The sequence below is a fragment of the Alysiella crassa DSM 2578 genome, from assembly GCF_000745955.1.
Taxonomy (GTDB): Bacteria; Pseudomonadota; Gammaproteobacteria; order Burkholderiales; family Neisseriaceae; genus Simonsiella; species Simonsiella crassa.
The window spans coordinates 36,644-59,832 of sequence record NZ_JQKH01000008.1 but is presented as its reverse complement, the minus strand read 5'-3'; the positions used below and the strand labels follow the sequence as shown (position 1 = coordinate 59,832).

The 23,189-nt window shown below is 46.5% G+C and carries 26 protein-coding genes and 1 riboswitch; of the genes, 13 read left to right on the top strand and 13 right to left on the bottom strand.

Going from position 1 to position 23,189, the window contains the following annotated elements:
* Window positions 1-221 precede the first annotated feature (221 nt).
* The 3 genes from Q338_RS13660 (at window position 222) to Q338_RS02440 (ending at window position 2,818) form a co-directional block, all read left to right on the top strand.
* Complete coding sequence (locus Q338_RS13660) at window positions 222-1,199, top strand: transferrin-binding protein-like solute binding protein (RefSeq protein ID WP_051968431.1); 978 nt, start codon at window positions 222-224, stop codon at window positions 1,197-1,199.
* A gap of 127 nt (window positions 1,200-1,326) precedes the next feature.
* Window positions 1,327-2,445 (top strand): methyltransferase, encoded by a 1,119-nt coding sequence (locus Q338_RS02445; protein WP_034291621.1) that lies wholly within the window; start codon window positions 1,327-1,329, stop codon window positions 2,443-2,445.
* Between the two features lie 34 nt (window positions 2,446-2,479).
* Window positions 2,480-2,818: a hypothetical protein gene (locus tag Q338_RS02440; protein WP_051968430.1), complete on the top strand. Its 339-nt coding sequence runs from the start codon at window positions 2,480-2,482 to the stop codon at window positions 2,816-2,818.
* Window positions 2,819-2,890: 72 nt separating this feature from the next.
* Here the strand turns inward: Q338_RS02440 and Q338_RS02435 are convergent, their stop codons facing one another.
* The 4 genes from Q338_RS02435 to Q338_RS02420 all read right to left on the bottom strand — a co-directional run bounded on the left by Q338_RS02435 (window position 2,891) and on the right by Q338_RS02420 (window position 6,426).
* A complete protein-coding gene (locus Q338_RS02435) occupies window positions 2,891-4,021 on the bottom strand; it encodes a M14 family metallopeptidase (RefSeq protein ID WP_034291619.1) in 1,131 nt (376 codons plus the stop codon).
* A gap of 29 nt (window positions 4,022-4,050) precedes the next feature.
* Window positions 4,051-4,320, bottom strand: a complete 270-nt coding sequence (locus tag Q338_RS02430; protein ID WP_034291618.1) for a septum formation initiator family protein — start codon at window positions 4,318-4,320, stop codon at window positions 4,051-4,053.
* Between the two features lie 105 nt (window positions 4,321-4,425).
* Window positions 4,426-5,712, bottom strand: a complete 1,287-nt coding sequence (gene eno / locus Q338_RS02425; RefSeq protein WP_034291617.1) for a phosphopyruvate hydratase — start codon at window positions 5,710-5,712, stop codon at window positions 4,426-4,428.
* Window positions 5,713-5,970: 258 nt separating this feature from the next.
* A complete protein-coding gene (locus Q338_RS02420) occupies window positions 5,971-6,426 on the bottom strand; it encodes an HAD domain-containing protein (protein ID WP_034291638.1) in 456 nt (151 codons plus the stop codon).
* 147 nt (window positions 6,427-6,573) lie between these two features.
* Here Q338_RS02420 and purM point away from each other — a divergent pair, with 147 nt between their 5' ends.
* Together purM and Q338_RS02410 are read left to right on the top strand one after the other, a co-directional pair.
* Window positions 6,574-7,611, top strand: coding sequence for a phosphoribosylformylglycinamidine cyclo-ligase (gene purM, locus Q338_RS02415; protein WP_034291616.1), 1,038 nt, complete (start codon window positions 6,574-6,576; stop codon window positions 7,609-7,611).
* Window positions 7,612-7,671: 60 nt separating this feature from the next.
* Complete coding sequence (locus tag Q338_RS02410; protein WP_034291615.1) at window positions 7,672-8,445, top strand: DUF2314 domain-containing protein; 774 nt, start codon at window positions 7,672-7,674, stop codon at window positions 8,443-8,445.
* A 128-nt stretch (window positions 8,446-8,573) separates the two neighbouring features.
* Here the strand turns inward: Q338_RS02410 and Q338_RS02405 are convergent, their stop codons facing one another.
* Entirely contained in the window at window positions 8,574-9,476 is a 903-nt protein-coding gene (locus tag Q338_RS02405; protein WP_034291614.1) for a recombination-associated protein RdgC, read from the bottom strand.
* A 420-nt stretch (window positions 9,477-9,896) separates the two neighbouring features.
* On the opposite strand from Q338_RS02405, the gene mgtE reads away from it, so the two are divergent.
* Window positions 9,897-11,324, top strand: a complete 1,428-nt coding sequence (gene mgtE / locus Q338_RS02400) for a magnesium transporter (RefSeq protein WP_034291613.1) — start codon at window positions 9,897-9,899, stop codon at window positions 11,322-11,324.
* Between the two features lie 374 nt (window positions 11,325-11,698).
* A complete protein-coding gene (locus Q338_RS02395; protein ID WP_034291637.1) occupies window positions 11,699-13,078 on the top strand; it encodes a DEAD/DEAH box helicase in 1,380 nt (459 codons plus the stop codon).
* Between the two features lie 266 nt (window positions 13,079-13,344).
* Here the strand turns inward: Q338_RS02395 and thiE are convergent, their stop codons facing one another.
* From thiE to Q338_RS02365, 6 genes are all read right to left on the bottom strand, one after another.
* The gene (gene thiE, locus Q338_RS02390; protein ID WP_034291611.1) at window positions 13,345-14,001 is read right to left on the bottom strand and encodes a thiamine phosphate synthase; all 657 of its coding nucleotides are present in this window, start codon (window positions 13,999-14,001) and stop codon (window positions 13,345-13,347) included.
* 26 nt (window positions 14,002-14,027) lie between these two features.
* Complete coding sequence (gene thiD, locus Q338_RS02385) at window positions 14,028-14,855, bottom strand: bifunctional hydroxymethylpyrimidine kinase/phosphomethylpyrimidine kinase (protein WP_034291610.1); 828 nt, start codon at window positions 14,853-14,855, stop codon at window positions 14,028-14,030.
* On the bottom strand, window positions 14,855-15,658 hold the full coding sequence (gene thiM / locus Q338_RS02380; protein ID WP_034291609.1) for a hydroxyethylthiazole kinase: 804 nt from the start codon (window positions 15,656-15,658) through the stop codon (window positions 14,855-14,857). Before thiM ends, thiD begins: the two co-directional genes overlap by 1 nt.
* A 100-nt stretch (window positions 15,659-15,758) precedes the next feature.
* A riboswitch (TPP riboswitch) is annotated at window positions 15,759-15,856 on the bottom strand.
* Between the two features lie 93 nt (window positions 15,857-15,949).
* Window positions 15,950-16,657: an IS1 family transposase gene (locus Q338_RS02375; RefSeq protein ID WP_034291608.1), complete on the bottom strand. Its 708-nt coding sequence runs from the start codon at window positions 16,655-16,657 to the stop codon at window positions 15,950-15,952.
* Window positions 16,658-16,691: 34 nt separating this feature from the next.
* Complete coding sequence (locus Q338_RS02370) at window positions 16,692-17,096, bottom strand: hypothetical protein (RefSeq protein WP_034291607.1); 405 nt, start codon at window positions 17,094-17,096, stop codon at window positions 16,692-16,694.
* 2 nt (window positions 17,097-17,098) lie between these two features.
* Window positions 17,099-17,344 carry a helix-turn-helix domain-containing protein gene (locus Q338_RS02365; protein ID WP_034291606.1) on the bottom strand — a complete coding sequence of 82 codons (246 nt, stop codon included), beginning with the start codon at window positions 17,342-17,344 and terminating at the stop codon, window positions 17,099-17,101.
* 345 nt (window positions 17,345-17,689) lie between these two features.
* Between Q338_RS02365 and Q338_RS02360 the strand changes: the two genes are divergently transcribed.
* Complete coding sequence (locus Q338_RS02360) at window positions 17,690-18,505, top strand: helix-turn-helix domain-containing protein (RefSeq protein ID WP_034291605.1); 816 nt, start codon at window positions 17,690-17,692, stop codon at window positions 18,503-18,505.
* Between the two features lie 333 nt (window positions 18,506-18,838).
* Here Q338_RS02360 and Q338_RS02350 read toward each other — a convergent pair whose 3' ends face one another.
* Together Q338_RS02350 and tgt are read right to left on the bottom strand one after the other, a co-directional pair.
* Window positions 18,839-19,711: an amino acid ABC transporter substrate-binding protein gene (locus Q338_RS02350; RefSeq protein WP_034291602.1), complete on the bottom strand. Its 873-nt coding sequence runs from the start codon at window positions 19,709-19,711 to the stop codon at window positions 18,839-18,841.
* A 98-nt stretch (window positions 19,712-19,809) separates the two neighbouring features.
* On the bottom strand, window positions 19,810-20,925 hold the full coding sequence (tgt, locus tag Q338_RS02345; RefSeq protein ID WP_034291601.1) for a tRNA guanosine(34) transglycosylase Tgt: 1,116 nt from the start codon (window positions 20,923-20,925) through the stop codon (window positions 19,810-19,812).
* Window positions 20,926-21,289: 364 nt separating this feature from the next.
* Here tgt and Q338_RS14015 point away from each other — a divergent pair, with 364 nt between their 5' ends.
* From Q338_RS14015 to rplI, 5 genes are all read left to right on the top strand, one after another.
* The gene (locus Q338_RS14015) at window positions 21,290-21,571 is read left to right on the top strand and encodes a hypothetical protein (protein WP_244772940.1); all 282 of its coding nucleotides are present in this window, start codon (window positions 21,290-21,292) and stop codon (window positions 21,569-21,571) included.
* 84 nt (window positions 21,572-21,655) lie between these two features.
* Window positions 21,656-22,030, top strand: coding sequence for a 30S ribosomal protein S6 (gene rpsF, locus Q338_RS02340; RefSeq protein WP_034291636.1), 375 nt, complete (start codon window positions 21,656-21,658; stop codon window positions 22,028-22,030).
* A gap of 4 nt (window positions 22,031-22,034) precedes the next feature.
* On the top strand, window positions 22,035-22,331 hold the full coding sequence (priB, locus tag Q338_RS02335; RefSeq protein WP_034291600.1) for a primosomal replication protein N: 297 nt from the start codon (window positions 22,035-22,037) through the stop codon (window positions 22,329-22,331).
* A gap of 6 nt (window positions 22,332-22,337) precedes the next feature.
* Complete coding sequence (gene rpsR / locus Q338_RS02330; RefSeq protein ID WP_002641495.1) at window positions 22,338-22,568, top strand: 30S ribosomal protein S18; 231 nt, start codon at window positions 22,338-22,340, stop codon at window positions 22,566-22,568.
* 16 nt (window positions 22,569-22,584) lie between these two features.
* Window positions 22,585-23,037 carry a 50S ribosomal protein L9 gene (gene rplI, locus Q338_RS02325; RefSeq protein ID WP_034291599.1) on the top strand — a complete coding sequence of 151 codons (453 nt, stop codon included), beginning with the start codon at window positions 22,585-22,587 and terminating at the stop codon, window positions 23,035-23,037.
* Window positions 23,038-23,189: the final 152 nt, after the last annotated feature.

The window sequence follows — 23,189 nt, the reverse complement described above, 5'->3', positions numbered from 1 at the left end:
CAGCTTGCCAAAGCCGCCATGTTGATGATGGCAACTTTGGACTATTTTTCAAACCCAAAACAGGTCTTCCGATTTTTTGTCGTGTACTGAAAGGCTGCCTGAAAAATAATGTGATTTCAATATGATTTATTATCAAATTATACTTAACTTGGGTTAAAATAAAACAGTTTTATCAGATTTAACTGAAACATCAATCATCAATGGTCAATGGAGTTTTGATTATGAAATTATTTGCAATAGCAGCCATGACTTTAGCGGTCATGACGGCGTGTTCTAGTGGCGGCACGAGTTATGCTTTGAATTCAGATGGCAGCTCAAGTGGTTCGGTTGCCAGTTCTGGGGGCGGGGCTGCGGGTTCAAGTTCGGGTGGTGCGAGTGGCTCTTCAGGTAATGGTGGTAGTGGTGGTACGCCAACGGCAGACGCGACAGGCGGTGGCAGCAGTACAGCGGGTGCGAGCAATAGTGGTGGTAGCGGCAGTACGAGTACAGCAAGTTCAGGTGGTTCAGGTTCAGGTTCTGGCTCGGGCAACAACACGGCTGGGGCGGAAATGCGTACTTATCGGATTACGGCTTATGGCGTTACACCTGAAGCGCGTTTGGAATCGCTGAAAACCGATGGTTCGGTGCGTGCGGAAAAGCGTGCAGCAATTGAGCGAGTGCGTGTGGTTGATGGCAGCACGGGTAAAACTTTATCTTTGCCTTTAATCAAGGATTTGCCTGCAGATTCTACTGCTTATGCCGATACATTTACGGTGTATAAGGGTGTGGAAAGTAAAAATCCATACACCTTTGTTTTGGTGGGGGAAAAAACACCATCAAACGAAATGCCAACCACAGGCACCGCCCATTATTTGGGTACGAGTTATGGCGTGGAAAAACGCGCCGATGGCTCGGTGGTGGGTGGAACTGGCACAACTTTCTTGAATGTGGATTTTGGTAAGAAGACTGTAACGGGTAAAATCCATGCCGCCGATGATTGGCGTCCCATAGATGGTCCAGCCACCACAGGTTTTGATGTGGACGCGACTATTCGCGGCACAACTTTCCAATCGGTTACGGGCGCAGCCACACAGGTTGATGGTCAGTTTTATCGCAGTGAAAGCAATCGTGAAAACGCGGCTGGCACGGTGATGGGCGTATTCTCCAATCAAGAAAAAAATATTAGCGGCGCATTTTCTGGCTCGCGTATGAAGCAGTAATATTTTTTACAATTGTTTGATTTGATAAATAAAAGCATTTGGGCAGATTTTTTCAGGCTGCCTGAATGCTTTTATATTTATGGTATTCGTATTACAATAAAACCTATCTATTCATTTATCTTGCACCATGCACACGCTTATTCTGCACCAAACCCCAATTGAATATCGCAACGAAAGCAGTCAAAAACCGCCGCAAAATGTACAGGAAAGCGCGCAAATATCGGCGGAGCAGATTTTGCAGGCTGCCAAAAATAATACGGCAACGCTGTGGCGTGGCGATTTTCATCAAGGAAAACAATTGCTTGCTGCTCTGAAAAAACGTGTCCGCAAACCAAGTAAACCCGCCGCCACCCCAGCAGAAATCTTCCACAAACACCGTTTGGCGCAATCGCAACAAAGCCGTGAAATCAATATGTTATTGGTGGAAGTGGGGGTGAATTTTACGGTGGATTTGCCGCGTGCGCCCGATGTTCAGGCTGCCTTGTTGGACGTGTATGGTGTGGCGAATACGGAAGCATTTTTATTGCCATTCAATCAGTTACTCGGATTTATCGGGGCGCATGAATGGCATAAACAGGGCGTACCCATTTCCGCTTTGGGCGGCGACAAAATCCATGTGCCATTTGGTGTATTTTCGCCTTTGCGTGGAGAATATTTGGATTTGGTTCAACAAATAAGGCTGCCTGAAAATTGCCACACCGCTTTTGATATTGGCACGGGTAGTGGCGTATTGGCGGCGATTTTGGCGCGGCGCGGTGTGGCAAATATCATCGCTACTGACAATAATCCACGCGCCGTATTGTGTGCGCGTGAAAACATAGCGCGTTTGGGTTTAGTAAATCAAATCAAGGTGTTGCAACAAGATTTTTTTCCCGATGGCGTGGCGAATGTGATTGTTTGCAATCCCCCTTGGCTGCCTGCGAAACCCACTTCGGCGGTGGAAACCGCCTTGTATGACCCGAATCACAGTATGCTGCACGGCGTGTTGCGTGAAGCGGCGGCACATTTGGCGGCGGACGGTGAATTGTGGCTGATTATGTCGGATTTGGCGGAACATTTGGGTTTGCGCGATTCAGGCAGCCTGCAACAATGGTTTGCCGAATACGGTTGGCACATTGCGGCGCAAAGCCACACCGTCCCCAGCCACCGTAAAGCCACCGATGAACGCGACCCACTCGCCTTTGCGCGACAAAAAGAATGCACCTATTTGTATTGTTTACAAAAAAATTCGTTTCAGGCTGCCTGAAAATTGAATAAATAAATATAAAGGAAACATCATCATGACTTGGACTATCCAATCCGCACTTCCGAATCAAGAGCCTAATTTGAAAAACATGAATGCTTATTTGCAAAATAATTTGATTCATGGCTCTTCGCCTGATGCAGAATTTATTTTTGATGCAATTTATAGTATTGATTTGGAAAGATTTGTTTTGACTTTAATGCAGGTGGACAATGAGATGGGCTTTATTGAAAAAGAAAAACGGCTGGTGTTGAAAACCCGCGCGGAATTATTGCAAGCCATTGAATCGTATCAAAAACACCCATTGGCAATGCTGTTGGATAAACGCGAGCATTTTGAACCGTATCGCGGTGAAGGCATTGTGATGAGTCGCTAATGCGATAAATATTAATATAAAAAATGGCAAAATTTCATCAATAATTGAATTGAAATTTTGCCATTTTGTTTTTTAATCACGCAAATACGGACAAGTCGCCCAAATCGCGCTCAAAATGCTTTCGCCCAAACGCAGGGAACGCTGACCGTTCCAGCCAAAATCGTCATCGGGCAATGCCGCATTGTCTTTAAACGGCATTTCCAAAGTAAACGCCAAACAGTTAAATTCATTGCCCACATAATTGGTCGCCAAAGTCAAATTTGCTTGACCTGCCGCGTCTTTGGGGTAGCCATATTCGTCTTGAAAATCAGGGGAGGCAGCCTGAAACGCGTCTTTAAACACGTCTTCCAGCATAGCAATGCGTTCATTGTAATTCGGTACGCCTTCCGTGCCTGCGACAAAAACGTAGGGCAACCCTTCATCGCCATGAATATCCAAAAATAAATCCACGCCTGTTTCGTGCATTTTTTCGCGTACATAATACACTTCGGGGCTGCGCTCTAATGTGGGATTGACCCATTCGCGGTTTAAATTTGCGCCCGCTGCGTTGGTGCGCAAATTGCCCAACACGCTGCCATCGGGATTCATATTCGGCACAACATAGAATGTGGCGCAATCCAGTAAAGCGCGAGCGGTGGGGTCTTGCGGGTCAAGCAGTCGCGCGAGCAAGCCTTCAATAAACCATTCCGCCATTGTTTCCCCAGGGTGCTGGCGGGCGATAATCCAAATTTTCCAATCGCTTTCGGCTTGGCTGCCGATGGTGAGCAAATTCAAATCGCGCCCTTGCACGGTGCTGCCCAAGTCATCAATTTGGCACAAGCCGCTGCCTTGCGCTTCACCGAGCAAATTCAAATGTTGTTCATGCGAATAGGGTTCAAAATAAGCGTAATAAATGCTGTTGGCGAGCGGCGTGTGTTCAATAATTAATTCGCCATTTTCATAACGCGATGGCACACGAAACCAGTTTTGACGGTCGTAAGAAGCCACCGCCTGATAATCTTCCCAGCCATTGGGATACGCCGATTGCGCCGCATTTTCAAAGTGCATGGTGCAACGCGTGTACGCCGCGCCTTGCAAACGAAAATAAAACCATTGGGCAAATTCTGAAGCATTATCAGGGCGTAACGCCAAACGAATGTGGTCGGGATTGGACAAATCGTGTACCACCACCGAGCCAGCGTCAAATTGAGTGCTGATTTTCATGTGCTTTTCCTTTTTCAGGCTGCCTGAAATTATTGAACTTTATAAAATGTTTCGCCCGCTTGAATATAATGCAATTGCGTGCGCGCCATTTCGGTTACGGCTTCATAGCCATTTTTTAAATCTTTTACTTCGGCTTTTAATTGTTCATTGCGTTGGGCTAATTTGCGATTTTGTTCTTCGGCGGCGGCGGCTTTTTGTTTCATCACTTCATATTCGGTGCGTAAACCACCTTTGTGAAACCAAATTTGGTATTGTAGCCCCAAAAATATCACCGTTAAACCAATGGTAATGTACTTCATGATAACCTACTTTATTTTGTGTCTTTAGTAAGAGTTACAGGCTGCCTGAAAACCAATATAATGGTTTTCAGGCAGCCTATTTTCCATCAAATAATGCTTAACTCATTATTTTTTCAACTGATAAAATGCGGCAATACCAGGGTAGTAAGCAGCTTCGCCCAATTCTTCTTCAATGCGCAACAATTGGTTGTATTTTGCCATGCGGTCGGAGCGGCTCAATGAACCTGTTTTGATTTGCATACAGTTGGTGGCAACGGCTAAATCGGCGATGGTGCTGTCTTCGGTTTCGCCAGAGCGGTGGCTCATCACGCTGGTGTAACGATGGCGTTTTGCCAAATCCACCGCTTTCAAAGTTTCGCTCAAAGTACCGATTTGGTTCACTTTTACCAACAGGGCGTTGGCAACGCCTTTGTCAATGCCTTCTGCCAAAATTTTTGGATTGGTAACGAACAAATCATCGCCGACCAATTGCACGCGGTTGCCCAATTTTTTGGTCAAATATTTCCAACCAGCCCAGTCGTTTTCGTCCATGCCGTCTTCAATGGAGATGATGGGGAATTTGTCCACCAATTGCTCCAAGTAATCTGCAAATTCTTCGCTGGTGTACGATTTGCCTTCGGCAGATAAATGGTATTTGTCATTTTCGTAGAATTCGCTAGACGCGCAATCCAAGCCCAAAGCCACATCTTCACCTGCTTTGTAGCCAGCCGCTTCAATCGCTTCCACGATGAGTTGCAAGGCTTCTTCGTGGCTGCCCAAGTTGGGTGCGAAACCGCCTTCATCGCCAACAGTCGTTGGGAAACCTTTGCTGTCGCACAATTTTTTCAGCGCGTGGAAAATTTCTGCGCCGCAACGCAAGGCTTCGCGGAAAGATTTTGCACCAATTGGCAAAATCATAAATTCTTGAATATCCAAGCTATTGTTTGCGTGTTCGCCGCCATTAATCACGTTCATCATGGGAACGGGCAAAGCCATCGGACCTGCACCACCCAAGTAACGATACAAAGGCAAACCAGCGTCTTCTGCCGCCGCACGCGCCACCGCCAAAGATACGGCTAACATGGCATTCGCACCCAAACGCGCTTTGGTTTCCGTACCGTCCAAATCAATCATGATTTGGTCAATATAAGTTTGCTCGCTGGCGTCAATGCCAATCAGGGCTTGGGCGATTTCATTGTTTACATGTTCAACGGCTTTCAATACGCCTTTGCCCAAATAGCGCGATTTGTCGCCATCGCGCAATTCCAACGCTTCTTTTTCGCCTGTGGACGCGCCGCTTGGCACGGCTGCGCGACCCATCACGCCGCTTTCCAACAATACATCACACTCCACCGTTGGATTGCCGCGTGAATCCAAAATCTCGCGGGCAACGATGTCAATAATTGCGCTCATGTGTAGCTCCTGTGTTTTCGTTTTAAGGGAAATAGAATTGCGGCGGATTATACCTGTTTTGTGGGTCGTAGCGTAGTGTAATAATGTTGTTTTAGGTTAAGAAATTTAGTTTTCAGGCTGCCTTTCCGTACACGACAAAAATAACAGTAGGGTGCGCCGTGCGCACCAATCCCGCCGCAATATTTATATTATTCAGCCATTTGGTGCGCACGGCGCACCCTACTACATTTTGGCGATTGGGAAAATTGTTGTGTACTTTCAGGCTGCCTGAAACCCATTTTCCCGCAAATGCGCCGCCAAACGCGGCAAATCATGTTCCACCAAACCTGTTGAACTGGCACACAAAAATAAACGCGCCATGTGTTTATCAAAATAGCTGGGCAAATCGTCCAATGCCGCCCACGCGTCTTGTTCGCGCCCAAAATCGCGCAACCATTGCAAAATTTCGCGTTCACGATGACCGTTCAGGCTGCCTGAACGGGGTAAATCGGGCGTTGTGCCAATGATTCGCGCATGAAAATTGGGAGAAAATGGGCGACGCAAATCGTCCAAATCGCGCCCCAAACGCCATGTTGATGAAACCACAAATTGCACATTTTCCCATTCAGGCTGCCTGAAAAAGGTTTCCAAAAGCGGTATTTGGCTAAATAAACGCGCATTGGGACGCGATACGGCAGAATGCAATACGCCGTCAAAGTCTAAAAAAATCAACATTTTGGATTGTCCTATTTTGTCAAATTTGCCCATTTTAACCGAAAATATGCTTGATATGCCAAGCTGTTTTTTTTGGGTTAAATCCAGTAAAATGGCGTTTTTCAGGCTGCCTGAAACCCATTTTTTATCACATGATTGGAAAACACCATGACCCAAGAATCTTTAAGCTACCGCGATGCAGGCGTGGACATTGACGCTGGCGACCAACTCGTTGAAAACATCAAACCCTTTGCCAAACGCACCATGCGCCCCGAAGTGCTGGGCGATTTGGGCGGCTTTGGCGCATTGGTGGAAATCAGCAAAAAATACCAAAACCCTGTATTGGTAAGCGGCACAGATGGCGTTGGCACCAAACTGAAATTGGCGTTTGAATGGGACAAACACGACACAGTCGGCATTGATTTGGTGGCAATGAGCGTGAACGACATTCTGGTTCAAGGTGCAGAGCCTTTGTTTTTCTTGGATTATTTTGCATGTGGCAAATTGGACGTGGCGCGTGCCACCGATGTGATTAAAGGCATCGCGCAAGGCTGCGAAGAATCAGGCTGCGCCCTAATCGGTGGCGAAACGGCAGAAATGCCCAGCATGTACCCAGACGGTGAATACGATTTGGCAGGTTTTGCGGTGGGCGTGGTGGAAAAATCGCAAATCATCAACGGGCGCAACATCAAAGCAGGCGATGTGGTGTTGGGCTTGGCGAGCAATGGGGCGCATTCCAACGGCTATTCGCTGGTTCGCAAAATTTTGGCGCGCGACAATCCCGATTTGGACGCGCCTTTTGATGGCGACAAAACTTTGCGTCAAGCGATTATTGCGCCAACCCGTTTGTATGTGAAACCGATTTTGGCAGCCTTAAAAGAATTTGAAATCAAAGGTATGGCGCACATCACAGGCGGTGGTATTACCGAAAATGTACCGCGCGTGTTGCCTGAAAATTGCGTGGCGCAAATTGACGCAAAAGCATGGGAATTGCCCAAATTATTCCAATGGTTGCAACAAGGCGGCAATGTGGAAATGGCGGAAATGTACCGCACGTTCAACTGTGGTGTGGGCATGGTCGTGATTGTGTCGCCCGAAAACGCGGACAAAGCCGAAAAATTCTTGGCGGAACAAGGCGAAACGGTTTACCGTTTGGGCAAAATCCGCGAGCGCGTGGGCGATGAACATCAAACGCAAATCGCGTAAATCTTTTCAGGCTGCCTTTTTGATTCAAAGGCAGCCTGAAACCTATTTTGAGGTGAAATGATGTTTAATCAACAAGAGGGTATTATTTGGTTGAATCCAGATGATGATTTGGAACAGGCTTATGCGTATGCCCGCGCCACGTTCAAATATTTTTGGCGTGAACTGTATTGGGAATACCGCCGCATTATTCCTGCTTTGGATTTTGCGATGGTCAAAGCCCCCTTTATGCAGGAACTTGATGGCGAAATCCGTACCGAGCATATGTGGTTGAATGAAATTGATTTTGACGGCATACACGTCAGTGGTACTTTGGTGAATGAACCGCATGAATTGACGATTGTCAGCGTAGGTGAACGCATTGAAGGGCTGCCTGTGGATGCAATTAGCGATTGGATGTTTTTGTGTCAAGATGTGGTGTATGGCGGTTTTACCGTTCAGGCTGCCCGCTTGCAAATGGACGAAGCGGAACGTGCGGAACACGATGAAGCATGGGGTTTGAATTTTGGCGAAGCAGGCAAAACTTTGCTGGTTTACGAGCAAGAAGCCCACCCCGAAAATGTGCAAGAACACCCCATGTGTGTGAATATGGTAGAAAAATGGCGCGAGCATTTGCAGCAAAACGCTGATTTGCCTACCGAATCCAATCAACGCGGCTACACTTTGTTGCACACGGAAGCGATTGCGGGCAATGCACCTTTGGTTGCATTATTGCTGGAACACGGTGCAGACCCCAAAGCGCAAACCGATGAAGGCTATACCGCAGCCAACTTTGCTCGCCATTTGCAATGGCAAAATGTGCTGGTGGCTTTGGGCGAAGTGGCGGATTTGCATTAAATGGATTTTCAGGCTGCCTTTTGGGTACACGACAAAACTCATGTAGGGTGCGTATTACGCACCAAAATTTCAATTACTTGAATGATTTGGTGCGTAGTATGTACCCTACATGAAGGCAGCCTGAAAATTTAATCTTCCTGCCAACCACCCAAATGCTCCACCAATTCCAAAATCATTTGCGACAAACTTTCCGCCATCAAAATTTGTTCTGCAAAAGCCATGCTGGGTGCGTCATCGCCGTGCTGTTCCGCTTGTTCTTGTAATACGTCCAAATATTGAATGCGCTTAAATGTAAAATCTGCGGTCAAAATAAACGCGATTTGCTCGCGCCACACCAAACCCATTTGGCTCACGGTTTTGCCCGTTTTCAAATGCTGGGTAACTTCATCGGCGGTCAAATCCTGTTTGGCGACTTTCACCACCGACACCACATCGCCCGAGCCGCGCAATTCGCAATCGCTGTCCAATTCAAATCCACCCGCCGCCGCGCCCGCCGCCAGCCATTCGGTCATCAATGCGCTGGGCGATTGCTTGGTGTGGGGCAATTTGGCTTCCAAGCCGCCGAGTGCTTCGCGCAATTTCACCACCATATTTTCCGCTTTATTCGCAGAAGCATGATTGACAAACAAAAAACCATGTCGCGTGTCGCACAAAGCATATAATCGGCTGCTGCGTGTGAATGCGCGTGGCAATAAATCATCGGTAATTTGTTCTTTTAATTCATTTTTTTCTTTTTTGCCAATTTTACGGTTTTCATTTTCTTGAATTTCGGCAACTTTTTCATCTAAAAATTCACGAATCACGCTGGCGGGCAAGACCTTGTCCGAGCGTTTGAGCGAAACCAGCCATGTGAAATCGGCTGGAAATAGCAATTCGGGCGAAAAACCATGCGGCGCAGCAAAACCTTCGCTAAACCAATCCAAACCCGTGATGGGCGCAAATTCGCTGCTGTTTAATTTGTCGGCTAGGGTGTCGGCTTCGGGTAATTGATTGATATTGATGGGATAAAAACTGATTTGTTTGAACCACATGATGTGTTTCCTGCTGTTGAAAAAGGGGGCGATTATAGCATTTTTATGGGGCATTTGATTTCAGGCTGCCTGAACTATTTTATTTTTTGTGAATGAAACGGTTGGGATTTTTTCATTTGGCTGACTTTTGAAAAAGCAGGTGTAGATTGGCTCTCAAAGCCGACATTTCCACAGAAAATCAAATGGGTGAGAATAGCGCGTTTTGTGTTTTTGATAAATGAAATAATCATACAATTTTGGTTGTATACCGTAAGGCTGCCTGAAAGCCGTAAATCCGTGTACAATACACGCCGAATTTTTCAAACCACTTTTCCCAATATCATGGACGACCTTCCCAGTATATTGTTTTTATTATTTTCTCAATCAAAATAAGGCTGCCTGAAATGCACTTCTGCCATTTTGGGCAGTTGGAGCATAACTATGGATACGCAAATCATCAACGAAGACAACGAGCGCAATCACGATATTGAGCGCATTCACCAGCTTGCCAGTGAACTTCTGCCTTTTAGCAAAGACATTGACCCCCACACCCATCAGTTACCCGAAATCAACATCAATTTGCAATTGCAAATGTTGGTGGGTTTACTGGAAGAAATGCACCCTGCCGATATGGCAGACGTGTTGGAAAATTTACCGCCCAAAGAACGCGCCCTTGTTTGGCAATTAAGCAATCCCGAAGAAGATGGCGAAGTTTTGTTGGAAGTGTCCGATTCAGTGCGCGAGCATTTGATTGAACACATGGACGAAGACGAGTTAATCGCCGCCGTTGAAGAAATGGACGCAGACGAACTCGCCGAGCTCGCCGATTCCCTGCCCGAAAAAGTCGTTGTGGAAGCGATGAAAGAATGGGACGAAACGGAACGCGCCCAAGTTCAGGCTGCCATGTCTTATGCCGACCATCAAGTTGGCGCAATGATGAATTTTGAAGTGGTCAGCATTCGCGCCGATGTAACGTGTGAAGTGGTGCTGCGCTATTTGCGCCGTTTTGACAAATTGCCCGAACACACCGATAAAATTTTTGTGGTGAATCAGGAAGATATTTTGCAAGGCGTGTTGCCCATTCGCAAATTATTGGTGGCTGACCCCGAAGATTTGGTGGCAGACGTGATGGTGAGCGATATTGTCGTGTTTCGCGCCGAAGACGATGTGGAAGAAGCCGCCGCCGCCTTTGAACGCTATGATTTGGTTACCGCGCCTGTGGTGGATGCCGACAAAAAACTCATCGCCCGCTTGACGGTGGACGCGATGATGGACGTGATTCGTGAAGAAGGCGAAACCGATATGTTGAATATGGCGGGTTTGCGTGAAGACGAAGATTTGTTTGCGCCCGTTATGCGTTCCGTGAAAAATCGCTGGGTGTGGTTGGCGGTGAATTTGGTTACGGCGTTTATTGCCAGTCGCGTGATTGGTGCGTTTGAAGACTCTATTGCACAAATTGTCGCATTGGCGGCGTTGATGCCGATTGTGGCAGGGATAGGCGGCAATTCGGGCAATCAAACCATCACCATGATTGTTCGCGCCCTGTCCAGCAGCAGCATTTCGCAAGCGCAAACGGTGGTGTTGATGAAAAAAGAAATTGGCGTGGCTTTGGTGAATGGGCTGGTGTGGGGTAGCGTGATGGGGCTGGTATCGTATTTATTGTATGGCAATTTGGGGATTGGTATGGTGATGGTGGCGGCGATGACGTTGAATTTATTGCTGGCGGCGGTATTGGGCGTGTTGATTCCCGTACTGATGGAGAAATTTGGTAAAGACCCTGCGTTGGGCAGTTCGGTGCTGATTACGGCGGTAACCGATTCGGGGGGATTTTTAATCTTTTTGGGTTTGGCGACAGTATTTTTATTATAAAAACGGGTTTTCAGGCTGCCTTTGGCTTTTTCGCAAAAATAAGGCAGCCTGAAAAAACACACTTTTTCGGTTTTTATCATAAATTTCTTGACAAAAATCAAAAAATAAACGATAATCCACGCTCTTTATCCGAAGCCATCGCCTTCAGCCTATTTCTGCCCAGATGGGGCATTTTCTTTTTTGCAGGTTGTCGCCGATGTAACCCACCAGTATCGTGAAACTGGCGACAACTTTTCTGTTAAATTTTTGATGTTATTTTATTTTCAGACTGCCTGAAACGATTTCATCTCATATTTTCCCTGCGCCTCATGCTTCTAAAGGCTGCCTGATATATTGTATCAGGCGGAATGTTGTTGTTTTCAAAAAGAAAAAACATGACCATTCAATTTTCCGATTTAAATTTAGACAAAAATCTTGTTTCCGCTTTGAAATCAGCAGGCTACGACAGCCCCACGCCCATTCAAATGCAAGCCATTCCAGCCGCTTTGCAAGGGCGCGACATCATGGCTTCCGCCCAAACAGGTTCAGGCAAAACCGCCGCATTCTTGTTGCCCAGTTTGCAAAAAATCACCAAACGCAGCGAAAAATCAGGCAAAGGTCCTCGCGTTTTGGTGCTGACCCCCACACGCGAACTCGCCGCCCAAGTGGAAAAAAACGCACAAATTTACGCGCAAAACATGAAATGGGTACGCACCGTAACTTTGGTGGGTGGTTCATCTTTTGGTCAGCAAATCAAGGCTTTGAGTCGCCCCATTGACGTGATTGTGGCAACCCCAGGTCGCTTGATGGACCACATGCGCAGTGGTCGCATTGATTTTGACCGCTTGGAAGTGCTGGTGTTGGACGAAGCCGACCGCATGTTGGACATGGGTTTCATTGATGATATTGAAACCATTGTTGCCGCCACACCTGCCGACCGCCAAACTTTGCTGTTTTCCGCCACTTGGGACGGTGCAGTGGGCAAATTGGCGCGTAAATTAACGCAAAACCCTGAAATCATTGACATTGAACGCGAAGACAAACAAGGCAAAATTGAAGAGCAACTTTTGTATTGCGATGACAAAAATCACAAAAACCGTCTGCTTGACCACATTTTGCGCGATGCGAACATTGACCAATGCGTGATTTTCACGTCCACCAAAGCCATGACCGAAGTGCTGGCAGATGAATTGTACGAAAAAGGCTTTGCCGCAAATTGCTTGCATGGCGATATGCCGCAAGGTTGGCGCAATCGCACGCTGATGGATTTGCGTAAAGGACGTTGCAAAATTTTGGTGGCAACCGATGTAGCAGCGCGTGGCATTGACATTCCCACAATCACCCACGTCATCAATTACGATTTGCCCAAACAAGCGGAAGATTATGTGCATCGCATTGGGCGCACAGGACGCGCGGGACGCACGGGCTTGGCGATTTCCTTTGCCGAAGTGAACGAATACATGGCGGTGCATAAAATTGAGCGTTACATTGAACGCAAGCTGCCTGAAACCGTGATTGAAGGCTTGGAACCCACGCGCAAACGCAACAAAAATGCCGACCGCAAACCCAAAGGCAAAGGCGGTTTCGGCGGCAAACGCGAAGGCGACCGTTGGTCTAGCCGCAGTGGCTCGGGCGACAAAAAACCGTATGGCGAGAAAAAATCGTTTGGCGGCAAACGTGAAGGCAGCCGTGATGGGGTAAAACGTGATGGCGGCTTTAAAAAAGACAGTTTTCGCGGCAAACCGAAATCGGGTGGCGGTAAACCACGAGTTTAATCATTGATTAAAAAACCTGTTTTGTTTTGGCAAAACAGGTTTTTTGGTTTTTCAGGCAGCCTTTCATTACCCTACAAATTTTTGCCTGCCACCCACCTGTTCCTCTCCTTTGGGAGAGGGTTAGGGAGAGGGGAAAACTGGCGATACTCAACGACTTTTCCCTCTCCCCAGCCCTCTCCCAAAGGAGAGGGAGCAGAGGTGGCATCTCAACGATTGCGGGCAATGTTTTATTTTTGTAGGGTAGTGAAAGGCAGCCTGAAAACCATTCACCCACGCAAACGCCGCACCGTTTCCGCCACATCTGCCGCTTGCGTAATTGCGGAAATCACCGCCACGCCGTCCGCACCCGCCGCGTGAACACTTGCCACATTGTCCACCGTAATGCCGCCAATCGCCACAATTGGCTTATCGCCGCCAAGCTGTCGCGCCAACCGCAGCAAATCCAAGCCCACGTTTTGCGTGGCATCGGGTTTGGATTGCGTGTGAAAAATCGCGCCTACCGCCCAATAAGCCAATTCAGGCAGCCTGAAACTGCGTTGCAAATCCGCTTCCGAACTGTTGGACAAACCCACAAACAGCCGTCCAGCCGACTGTGCCAATACTTCACGCGCCGCCATATCGCTCTGCCCAATATGCACGCCGTCTGCGCCAATCGCCAATGCCAACGCCACATCATTATTCAGCACAAATGGCACATTGAATTGGCGACATAAATCTTGGCAATCTTGGGCTAATGATTTGATGTGTAATGGATTATTTAAAGCGTTGTCGCCTTTTTCGCGTAATTGGAAACAAGTGATGCCAGCACGTAAAGCGTTTTCCAAAGTGTGCAATAAATTGGCTTGCGGCGTACCCATGCTTTTGTGCCGACAATCGGGTGTACCAGCGACCCAGTAAACCGATAAAAATTCTCGTGAAAACATGATATTATCCTTATTTTATCCTTGTTTTACTCTTTCAGGCTGCCTGAAAAATCATCTTGCGCCAATGCCCAATGGTTCACCGCGCCATGCCCATGCCCCACGCCAATCGGCTGACCGATTGCCGAACTAATACATTGTTTTGCCAAACGAATTGCGCTGAATACATCTTGCCCCTTTGTCAATTCCGCCGCCACACACGCCGAAAACGTGCAACCCGTGCCGTGCGTATGCGGCGTATCAAAACGCGGACTGTCCAACACAAAATGCTCATCGCGGGTAAACACAAAATCGCGGCAAATCGCGCTGCGTGAATCGTCCAAATGCCCGCCCTTAATCACCACCGTGTCCACGCCCAAATCGTGCAAAATCGCGGCGGCTTGTGCAGCATCATCTTGATTGTGAACATGAATGCCTGTGAGCATGGCGGTTTCGGGCAAATTCGGCGTAAGCACGTTTGCCATCGGCAATAATTCACGCTTTAATGCGGAAATTGCGCTATTTTGTAGCAAAGCCGCGCCGCCTTTCGCAAACGCCACAGGGTCAAGCACCAACGCGCCAAAATCGTATTGGCGCACCGAATGTGCCACGCATTCAATCATTTCCGCCGTGCCAAGCATGCCGATTTTGTACGCGCCAATGTGGAAATCTTCGCCAATCGCGGCGATTTGCTTGGCAACATTATCCAATGAAATCATGTGAATATCGTGTACGCCCAATGTGTTTTGCGCGGTAACGGCGGTAATCACGCTGGTGCCAAACGCGCCGCGCATTTGAAAGGTTTTCAAGTCCGCCTGAATGCCCGCGCCGCCGCCACTATCCGAACCTGCAATGGTTAAAACCTGTGGTGTCATCATCAATTTCCTTGTTGTAAATGAACGAGTTGGGCGACTTGTTCGGCGGACACGGCTGCCAGCGTGTCCAACAATTTCCATGCGAATGTGCCGCTTTGCGTGGGTGATAAATCTTGCGCGGCTAATTCGCCCGCCACCGTGTAAACTGCCACTGCTTCGGCGGCAGCCTGAAATACGTTTTCACGCGGCGCAACCGCCAAAAATGCCCCCACCACCGCACTCAACAGGCAGCCTGAAGCCGTTACTTTCGGAAACAAAGTTGTGCCATTGTGTAATGAAATAAATTGTTTACCATCGGCAATATAATCCACTTCGCCGCTTAAAATCGCCACGCAATTCAATTTTTGCGCGACCGTTTGGGCGATTTGCGCCAAATCCGCCGAACCCGAGCCCGCGTCCACGCCTTTCGCCTGCCAATCCACGCCCGCCAAATACGCCAGTTCGCCTGCATTGCCACGAATGGCAGAAAATTGCATATTTTGTGCCAATTTTGAAACGGTATTGCGGCGTAATGCGCTTGCCGCCACCGCCACAGGGTCAAGCACAATCGGCACATTCGCCCGATTTGCCGCCGCGCCCGCGTTGAGCATGGCGGCGACTTTTTCATCGGACGGCGTACCCAAATTCAGCACCAATGCGCCGCTCAACGCCGCCAATTCCGCCATTTCATCAGGACTTTCCGCCATCATCGGCGACGCACCCAATGCCAACAAACCGTTGGCGGTAAAATTGGCGGAAACCAAATTGGTAATATTGTGAATCAAAGGGTTATGTTTACGGATTTTGTCTAAATATTGAATGTGCATTGCTGTTTCCTTGTGCAAAAACAGCCAGCCACAGACGAAAGAAAGCACCGATTTGACATGATAAAATCACGCCAAATCAGTGCTAACCGAATGAAAATAAGCTAAATTCATTTTAGTTTCCTACGCCAGTGCTAACTGTATCAGGTTCACGGGTGTTTCTCAGCTGCCTTGTTTGTGGCAGCACCCCGACTAAAAAATGGGAATAGGCTTGAATTGTATAATATTTGCTTGGAAAAAAACAGATAGGCAGCCTGAAAAAAGTTTTGGTGGTGTCCTGAAAAGTGTGCTGATTTAAACTTGTTTAGGATTATTCATCGCCCAAAAACCAATATTAAATGCTTTAATATGGTAAAACAATGTTTTAGAAAAACAGCGACTGCGCCGTATTGCTCTACTTAATCGATGACGAATACGACAATTATTTCCTTCAATCGCTTTGGTATGTTGCTTACCAATCCATTGGTCATCTGCGTCAGAAAATGCGTTTACAAAAGCATCCCACTCATCGCTAGCAATACGGTCGTAAGTAACTTTCAGTTCTTTTAATCGCGTTTTTAAAGCCAGAGCTGTTTGCAAATCACGTTTTCCCCAAACAAATGCAACTATTTCACCTGTTTTGGCATGATAAGCATAAATCAACCAGACTTTGTTTTTCTTATGTCCAACAAATGTATGAAATTCATCAATTTGTAAAGTGTCATAATGTTTTTGTTTGGGTGTGATTTGGTGTTCGCTGCGTTTTAAGGCAGCCTGAATTTTGGCTCTGCTATAAGCCATTATCCTAGAAATAGCGCGGATACTACAACCATTAACAATCATTCTCCAAATCATGAAATCTGATTCGGAATGACAGCCTTTGTTATTCAGAGCGTGGTCACCAATAAAACATCGTTTGCATGTTTTGCAGCGATATTTTTGTTTGTGATTGCCATTGAAGCCATTTTTCTTTATATTTAGTTCTTGGCAGCTAGGACATTTCAGGGTTATTTCGGTTTTCACACATCAAAATATACTCTGTTCTCGCTGCTTTTTGTTAGCTTATTTTAAACAGCACACTTTTCAGGACACCACCCGTTTCCGCCATCAGCGTTTCAATCGCGTTCAACACAGCTTCGCGTGCGCCCAGTTGGGTGCGCTGTGCTTCGGTGCTGCCTGAAAGGTCGGGTTTTTCAGGCTCAACATCGGGCAAAGCAGGTAAAGGGGTGGCGGCTTGTTGTGCCAACACTTGCTGTTGATAGCATTCTTGGATTTGGCGCATGATTTCAGGCGGTGGGGCGTACACTTTTTTCATGCCACCTTTGCCGCCTTTGGCTGCGACTTCTTGGAAAGCCCAAGCCTGTCGTTTAACCAAATCGCCCAAGCCAACTTTGGTACTTGGTATGCCCTTCAAGCCCATTTCCAAGAGTTCAGCAATGAAATAATGAGATTTCAGTTCCATTTTCAGGCTGCCTCTTCATATAAATGTTGATAACGGGGACGAATGCGTTTACCATCTTTTGTCCAACGTTTTGGGAAAAGCTCATGTAATGGCTTACCCAAAAAATCAGCAATCGCCTTTTCGCCTGATAAACTGGGCTGATACAAAGCCAAACTTACCACTTTCAACGAAACATTATGCGCTTCTGCAACATCGGTTAAAGTTTTACCACGCATTTTGATTTCCGCACGAATTAACTCTGGGTGCATAAAAAATCCTTTCAATAAAACAGCTTAATCGGCTGACCTTATGTCTCATAACCACAAAATCAACCTGTTAAACAGTCTTTGCAAACTGTTGATTAAGGCAAATCAAGCATTTATTGGCACTTTTTTCAAATTGTTAAAGAACATTTTTTCAAAACGGTTTACAATTTCTGTTTTGAAGTTGTAAACATGATAAAGTAGATTACCAAAGTAATCAACTTGCTTACCTAGAAAAAAATGATTAATTTTTATAAAACTTTGGTTTATTTACAAATAAAGTATTCTACTCCTGTATCAAACTTGGTAATCAACTTTCAAATGGAGTAGATTACTTTTCGGAGCTAAAAAATGGTTGAGCTGGGCGCACAAGAAATTACAGAATTAGTGGAAAAAGCATCTGAATTAGGTGTACAACTGGATTTACCAACAACTAAAACAGGTGTAAAAAAAAGGGCGGATAGCCAAAATTGGCAAACACGCACCGTAAAAGGAAAAGGGGGACGTGCAGGACTGAAAACTTTGTATTCACTCCCTACACAAGTCATTGAAGAATTAGAGAGAAAGGGCTTATCCCATTTAATTGAAGGTCATACGAGCAGTACACCCGTGCCATTTTATTCCGCCACTTCAATTAGTGGCGTGCCTGAATCCATGCAGGCTGCCGTCCAAAATTACACAATGTGGGCAAACGAACAAGACCGTAGTAGTGTTGTTCCCATTCGCTATTATCGCCATGTTTATGCCAGTGCAGGCGCAGGCGAAATCGCATGGGATACCAGTTGCGATGTTATGTGGTTTCGTACCAGCTTTATCAACTATTTAGGCTGTGATGCCGCGCATCTGTTTTGCACACGCATTAAAGGCGACAGTATGTTTCCTACCTTAATTGATGGCGGCACGGCTCTATGGCGCACCTGCACCGAATATGCAGGCGAAGGCATTTATATTTTGCGCCAATTTAACGAAATCCGTGTTAAACGGCTTGTTCGCCATAATCGCCACAGTTTCCACATCATCAGCGATAACGACAACAAGTCTATCTATCCTACCGAAACCCTAGATTTGAGCGAATACGAGCCGCACGAATTTGAGTTATATGGCAAGTACCTGTGGGATTGCGGTATCTCTGACCACAGCATTTCAGAATCGGTAATCATTCCCTAATCATTTTGTGATAACAATATGACAAAAATCGCGCAAAATTATCTGAAATTTGATAATTTTTGCGCGAAATTTTGCATTTTTGTTTTGGGGCGTGATTATGTCTTGTATGTTGATTTGTTTGCGATTTAGCATGGCGCAAATGCAGTCCCACCCATGACAAAACTATCACTACCCCATAAAAACAAAACAGCAAACGCGACGACATCGCATTTGCCTGTTTTGTTTTTGAAATGGTGTTGCAAGATGTGAAATAAAATTCAAGGTAATTTATCTTGTAGAAGAGTGCGGAAATTTCGTGCTTGGCATCATTCAGGCTGCCTTATTTATTTTAAATTATTGTGCGCTCACATCTTTACCGAAAAATTGTTCGCCCAATTTTTTCAAAGTGCCGTCTTCGCGCAATTCCATCATGGCAACATTGATTTTTGCCAATGCGTCTTGATTGCCCTTATTGACAATCAAACCTGCGCCTTGTTTCTCATTTGCGTCTGCTGTCCAGACAATTTTCAAGCCTGAATTTTCATTTTTTTGCAAATAATCCAAAAATGACAAAGTGTCATTCAGGGTAACATCAGCGCGTTTTTGTTGTACCAAAGTCAAGGCTTGTGCCATACCATCAACGGGCACGATTTCCGCTTGGGCTTTTTTCGCGGTTTCGCCGTAGTTACTGCTCAAGGTTTGCGCCGCTTTCAAGCCTTTGATGTCGGCAACGGTGTTTACGCGCGTTTCGTCTGTACGCGCCATAATCGCAGGCCCGCTCCAGCTATAAGGCTCTGATTTATCAAAAGTAGCTTGGCGTTCTGGCGAAGTCAAAGCCACTTGGTTCGCCACCATATCAAAACGGCCTGCTTTCAAACCTGCCAACATCGCGTCCCATTGCGTTTCTTTAAATTCAACGGTTACGCCCAATTTGGCGGCAACGGCGCGGGTTACTTCCACATCGTAACCTGTTAATTTGCCGTCTTTATCGTGGTAGGTAAAGGGCGCGTAAGTGCCTTCGGTGCCAACGGTAATCGTGCCTTTGTTGTTAATGCGCTCAATCAGGCTGCCTGAAACGGTGGCGGCGGTGCTGTTGCTTTGGCTGGCGGCTGCGGCAACGCTGGCTGCCACGCCACTGGCGGCGGTGGCTGATTTGCCGCCGTCAGATTGTCCGCAAGCGGATAAAATCAAAACGGTGGTGGCGGCAAGTGCAAATTTTTTCAACATAATTTTCTACCTTGTAAATGTGCGTTTAATGAAAAAATGATAATTGTATCGGAAAAGCAAGTGTATTCAAAATGATATTTCAGGCTGCCTGAAAATGTTTAATCCGTGCCACGCGCCCGATTTTCGTGGAATTGCGCTTGCCAATCGGCGAACTTGCCTTGTTCAATGGCTTCGCGCATTTCTGCCATAATCACTTGATAAAAATGCAAATTGTGAATGGTACAAAGTTGTGCCCCCAAAATTTCGCCGACTTTATCCAAATGATGCAAATAGGCGCGACTGAAATTTTGGCAAGCATAACAAGTACATGACTCATCAAGTGGACGTTTGTCAAATCTGTGTTTGGCGTTGCGGATTTTGATGTCGCCAAAACGCGTGAACAGCCAGCCATTTCGCGCATTGCGGGTCGGCATGACACAGTCAAACATGTCCACACCGTGTGCCACGCCGTACACCAAATCTTCAGGCGTACCCACGCCCATTAAATAATGTGGTTTGTGTTTAGGCAGCATGGGTGCAATGGCGCGGAGCATGCGGTACATTTCGGGTTTTGGCTCGCCTACGGATAAGCCGCCAATCGCAATCCCTTTAAAATCAATATCTTCCAAGCCGAGCAAAGATTCTTCGCGCAAATCTTCATACATCGCGCCCTGAATGATGCCAAACAGCGCATTCGGGTTTTTCAAATCTTCAAACGCCTTTTTGCTGCGCTCTGCCCAACGCAGCGACATTTGCAGCGATTTTCGCGCTTCGGCGTGGGTGGCGTTGCCTTCGGTGCATTCGTCCAGTTGCATGACGATGTCGGAATTCAAAACCGTTTGAATTTTCATGGAAATTTCGGGCGATAAAAACAATTTGTCGCCATTGATGGGGCTTTTGAAGGTGCAGCCGTCTTCGGTTAATTTCCGCATTTGCGACAAGGAAAACACTTGGAAACCGCCCGAATCGGTCAAAATCGGCTTGTTCCAGCCAATGAAATCGTGCAAACCGCCAAATTGCTCAATCACTTCAAGACCAGGGCGCAACCACAAATGATAGGTGTTGCCCAAAATGATTTGCGCTTTGATGTTGTGCAAATCGGTGGGGGTCATGGCTTTAACCGAGCCATAAGTGCCGACTGGCATGAATACGGGCGTTTCCACTTTGCCGTGATTGAGTTCCAAAGTGCCGCGCCGTGCGTAGCCGTCTGTTTTGTGTAGGGTAAATTTCAGCATATTTTTTTCTCAAAAAAGTTTCAGGCTGCCTGAAACAGATTAAAACGGCGTGATTATAACTTTTTTTGCGCGGAAATTGCGTTTCAGGCTGCCTGACAGTACACGACAAACTAATCGTAGGGTGCGTATTACGCACCGAAATTTCAATTATTTGAATGATTTAGTGCGTGGTACACACCCCAGACCTACCAAGTTCTCATCGTATCGTAGGGGCGGATTTTATATCCGCCCTGTGGGAAGTACCACAATTCAAATATCGTAGAAAGGGCAGATATGAAATCTGCCCCTATGAAGTACAGAACTTGGCAAGTCTGGGTACGCACCCTACCCTTTAGTTTTAATTATTGGTGGCACCATTTGGCTCTTGCGTAGCCTAAAATTATTCCCTGCCACCAGCGATATTATTGCGGCTGTATTTGCCCTAATAGGCGCATTTATTTTCATACTAGAAGGCGTGAATAAACAAAGCATTATCGTTTCCCCCACCCTACTCTATATGGGCGGCGCAACCTATGCCTACACACGCTACCCACTTACCCTATCCACCCTTTTTGCGGCAGGCATGATACTTTCAGGCTACCTGATGTTAATTGCCCGCAGCGATATTATTCCCGACTCGCCCAGTAAACGCTTGCCAAAAAAATAAAATCATCATATAATCTTGCGTTTTTCAACCTTGCTGTTTATTTGCATGAATAAATGGCTGATTTTAAACCATAAGGACAAAAACATGCGTCATTACGAAATCGTGTTTATCGTTCACCCAGACCAAAGCGAGCAAGTGCCTGCTATGGTTGAACGCTACAAAACCATGATTACCGAAGCGGCTGGTAAAATTCACCGCTTGGAAGACTGGGGTCGCCGCCAATTGGCTTACCCAATCAACAAAATTCACAAAGCACACTATGTTTTGATGAATATTGAAGCAACACCTGCTACTGTTGAAGAATTGGAAACCGCATTCCGCTTCAACGATGCCGTATTGCGTCATCTGACCATTCAAACCAAAGCAGCCGTTACCGAAGCATCGCCTATGATGCGCGAAGAAAAATCCAAAAGCCTGATTGCAGGCGAAGCTGCTAGCGAAGAAATTGCTGAAGCATAATTAATTGGATAACCAATTTACCCTGACCGCTTGCCTACACAAAATTGATGTCTTGCGCCACACCCCAGCAGGTGTTCCTGTTTTAGATGTGGTTTTGCAACACAACAGTTGGCAAGAAGAAAATGGTTTACGCTGCCAAATTAAATTTGAACTCCCAGCCAAAATCATCGGTCAAAATGCCCAAGCATGGCAGCACAGACAAGGCGAAATCGTTACCGTAAGCGGTTTTCTGGCACAAAAAAGCCAACGCATTTTTCGCCCCGTGCTGCGCATTCAACACATTACAGAATATAAAGGTTAAAACGACATGGCTCGTCAAACATTTAAACGCCGCAAATTCTGCCGTTTTACAGCAGAAAAAATCCAAGAAGTGGATTACAAACAAGTGGATTTGCTGAAAGATTTCATTACCGAAAACGGCAAAATCATTCCCGCTCGCATTACTGGCACCAAAGCACACTACCAACGTCAGTTGGCTGTGGCTGTGAAACGCGCTCGTTTCTTGGCTCTGTTGCCTTACACCGACCAACACAAATAATTAGGAGTATCACATTATGCAAATTATCTTGTTGGAACGCGTTGCTGGTTTGGGCAACTTGGGCGATGTGGTAACTGTAAAAAACGGTTACGCGCGCAATTTCTTGATTCCTACTGCAAAAGCAAAACGTGCAACCGAAGCAAACTTGAAAGAGTTTGAAGCTCGCCGCGCTGAATTGGAAGCCAAACAAGCCGCAATCTTGGCAGACGCACAAGCGCGTAAAGCCAAATTGGACGGTCAAACCATTACTGTGGCTCAAAAAGCAGGTGTGGATGGTCGTTTGTTCGGCTCTGTTACCAATGCAGACATCGCTGAAGCCATCAAAGCGACTGGCGTGGAAGTGGTTAAATCCAATGTACGCTTGCCAGAAGGTCCATTCAAAGCGATTGGCGAATACGATGTGGAAGTGGCATTGCACGCTGACGCAGTTGCCAGCATTAAATTGGTTGTAGTCGCTGCTACAGAGTAATACTCTCATAAAAATCAAAGGCAGCCTGAAAATGATTTTCAGGCTGCTTTTTTGTGGTGAATTTAAATCAAATATTCATTATTTTCTTGACAGTTTGCCGCAAAATTCATACGATTACACAAATTTAATAATTTTAACTTATATTTGATGAC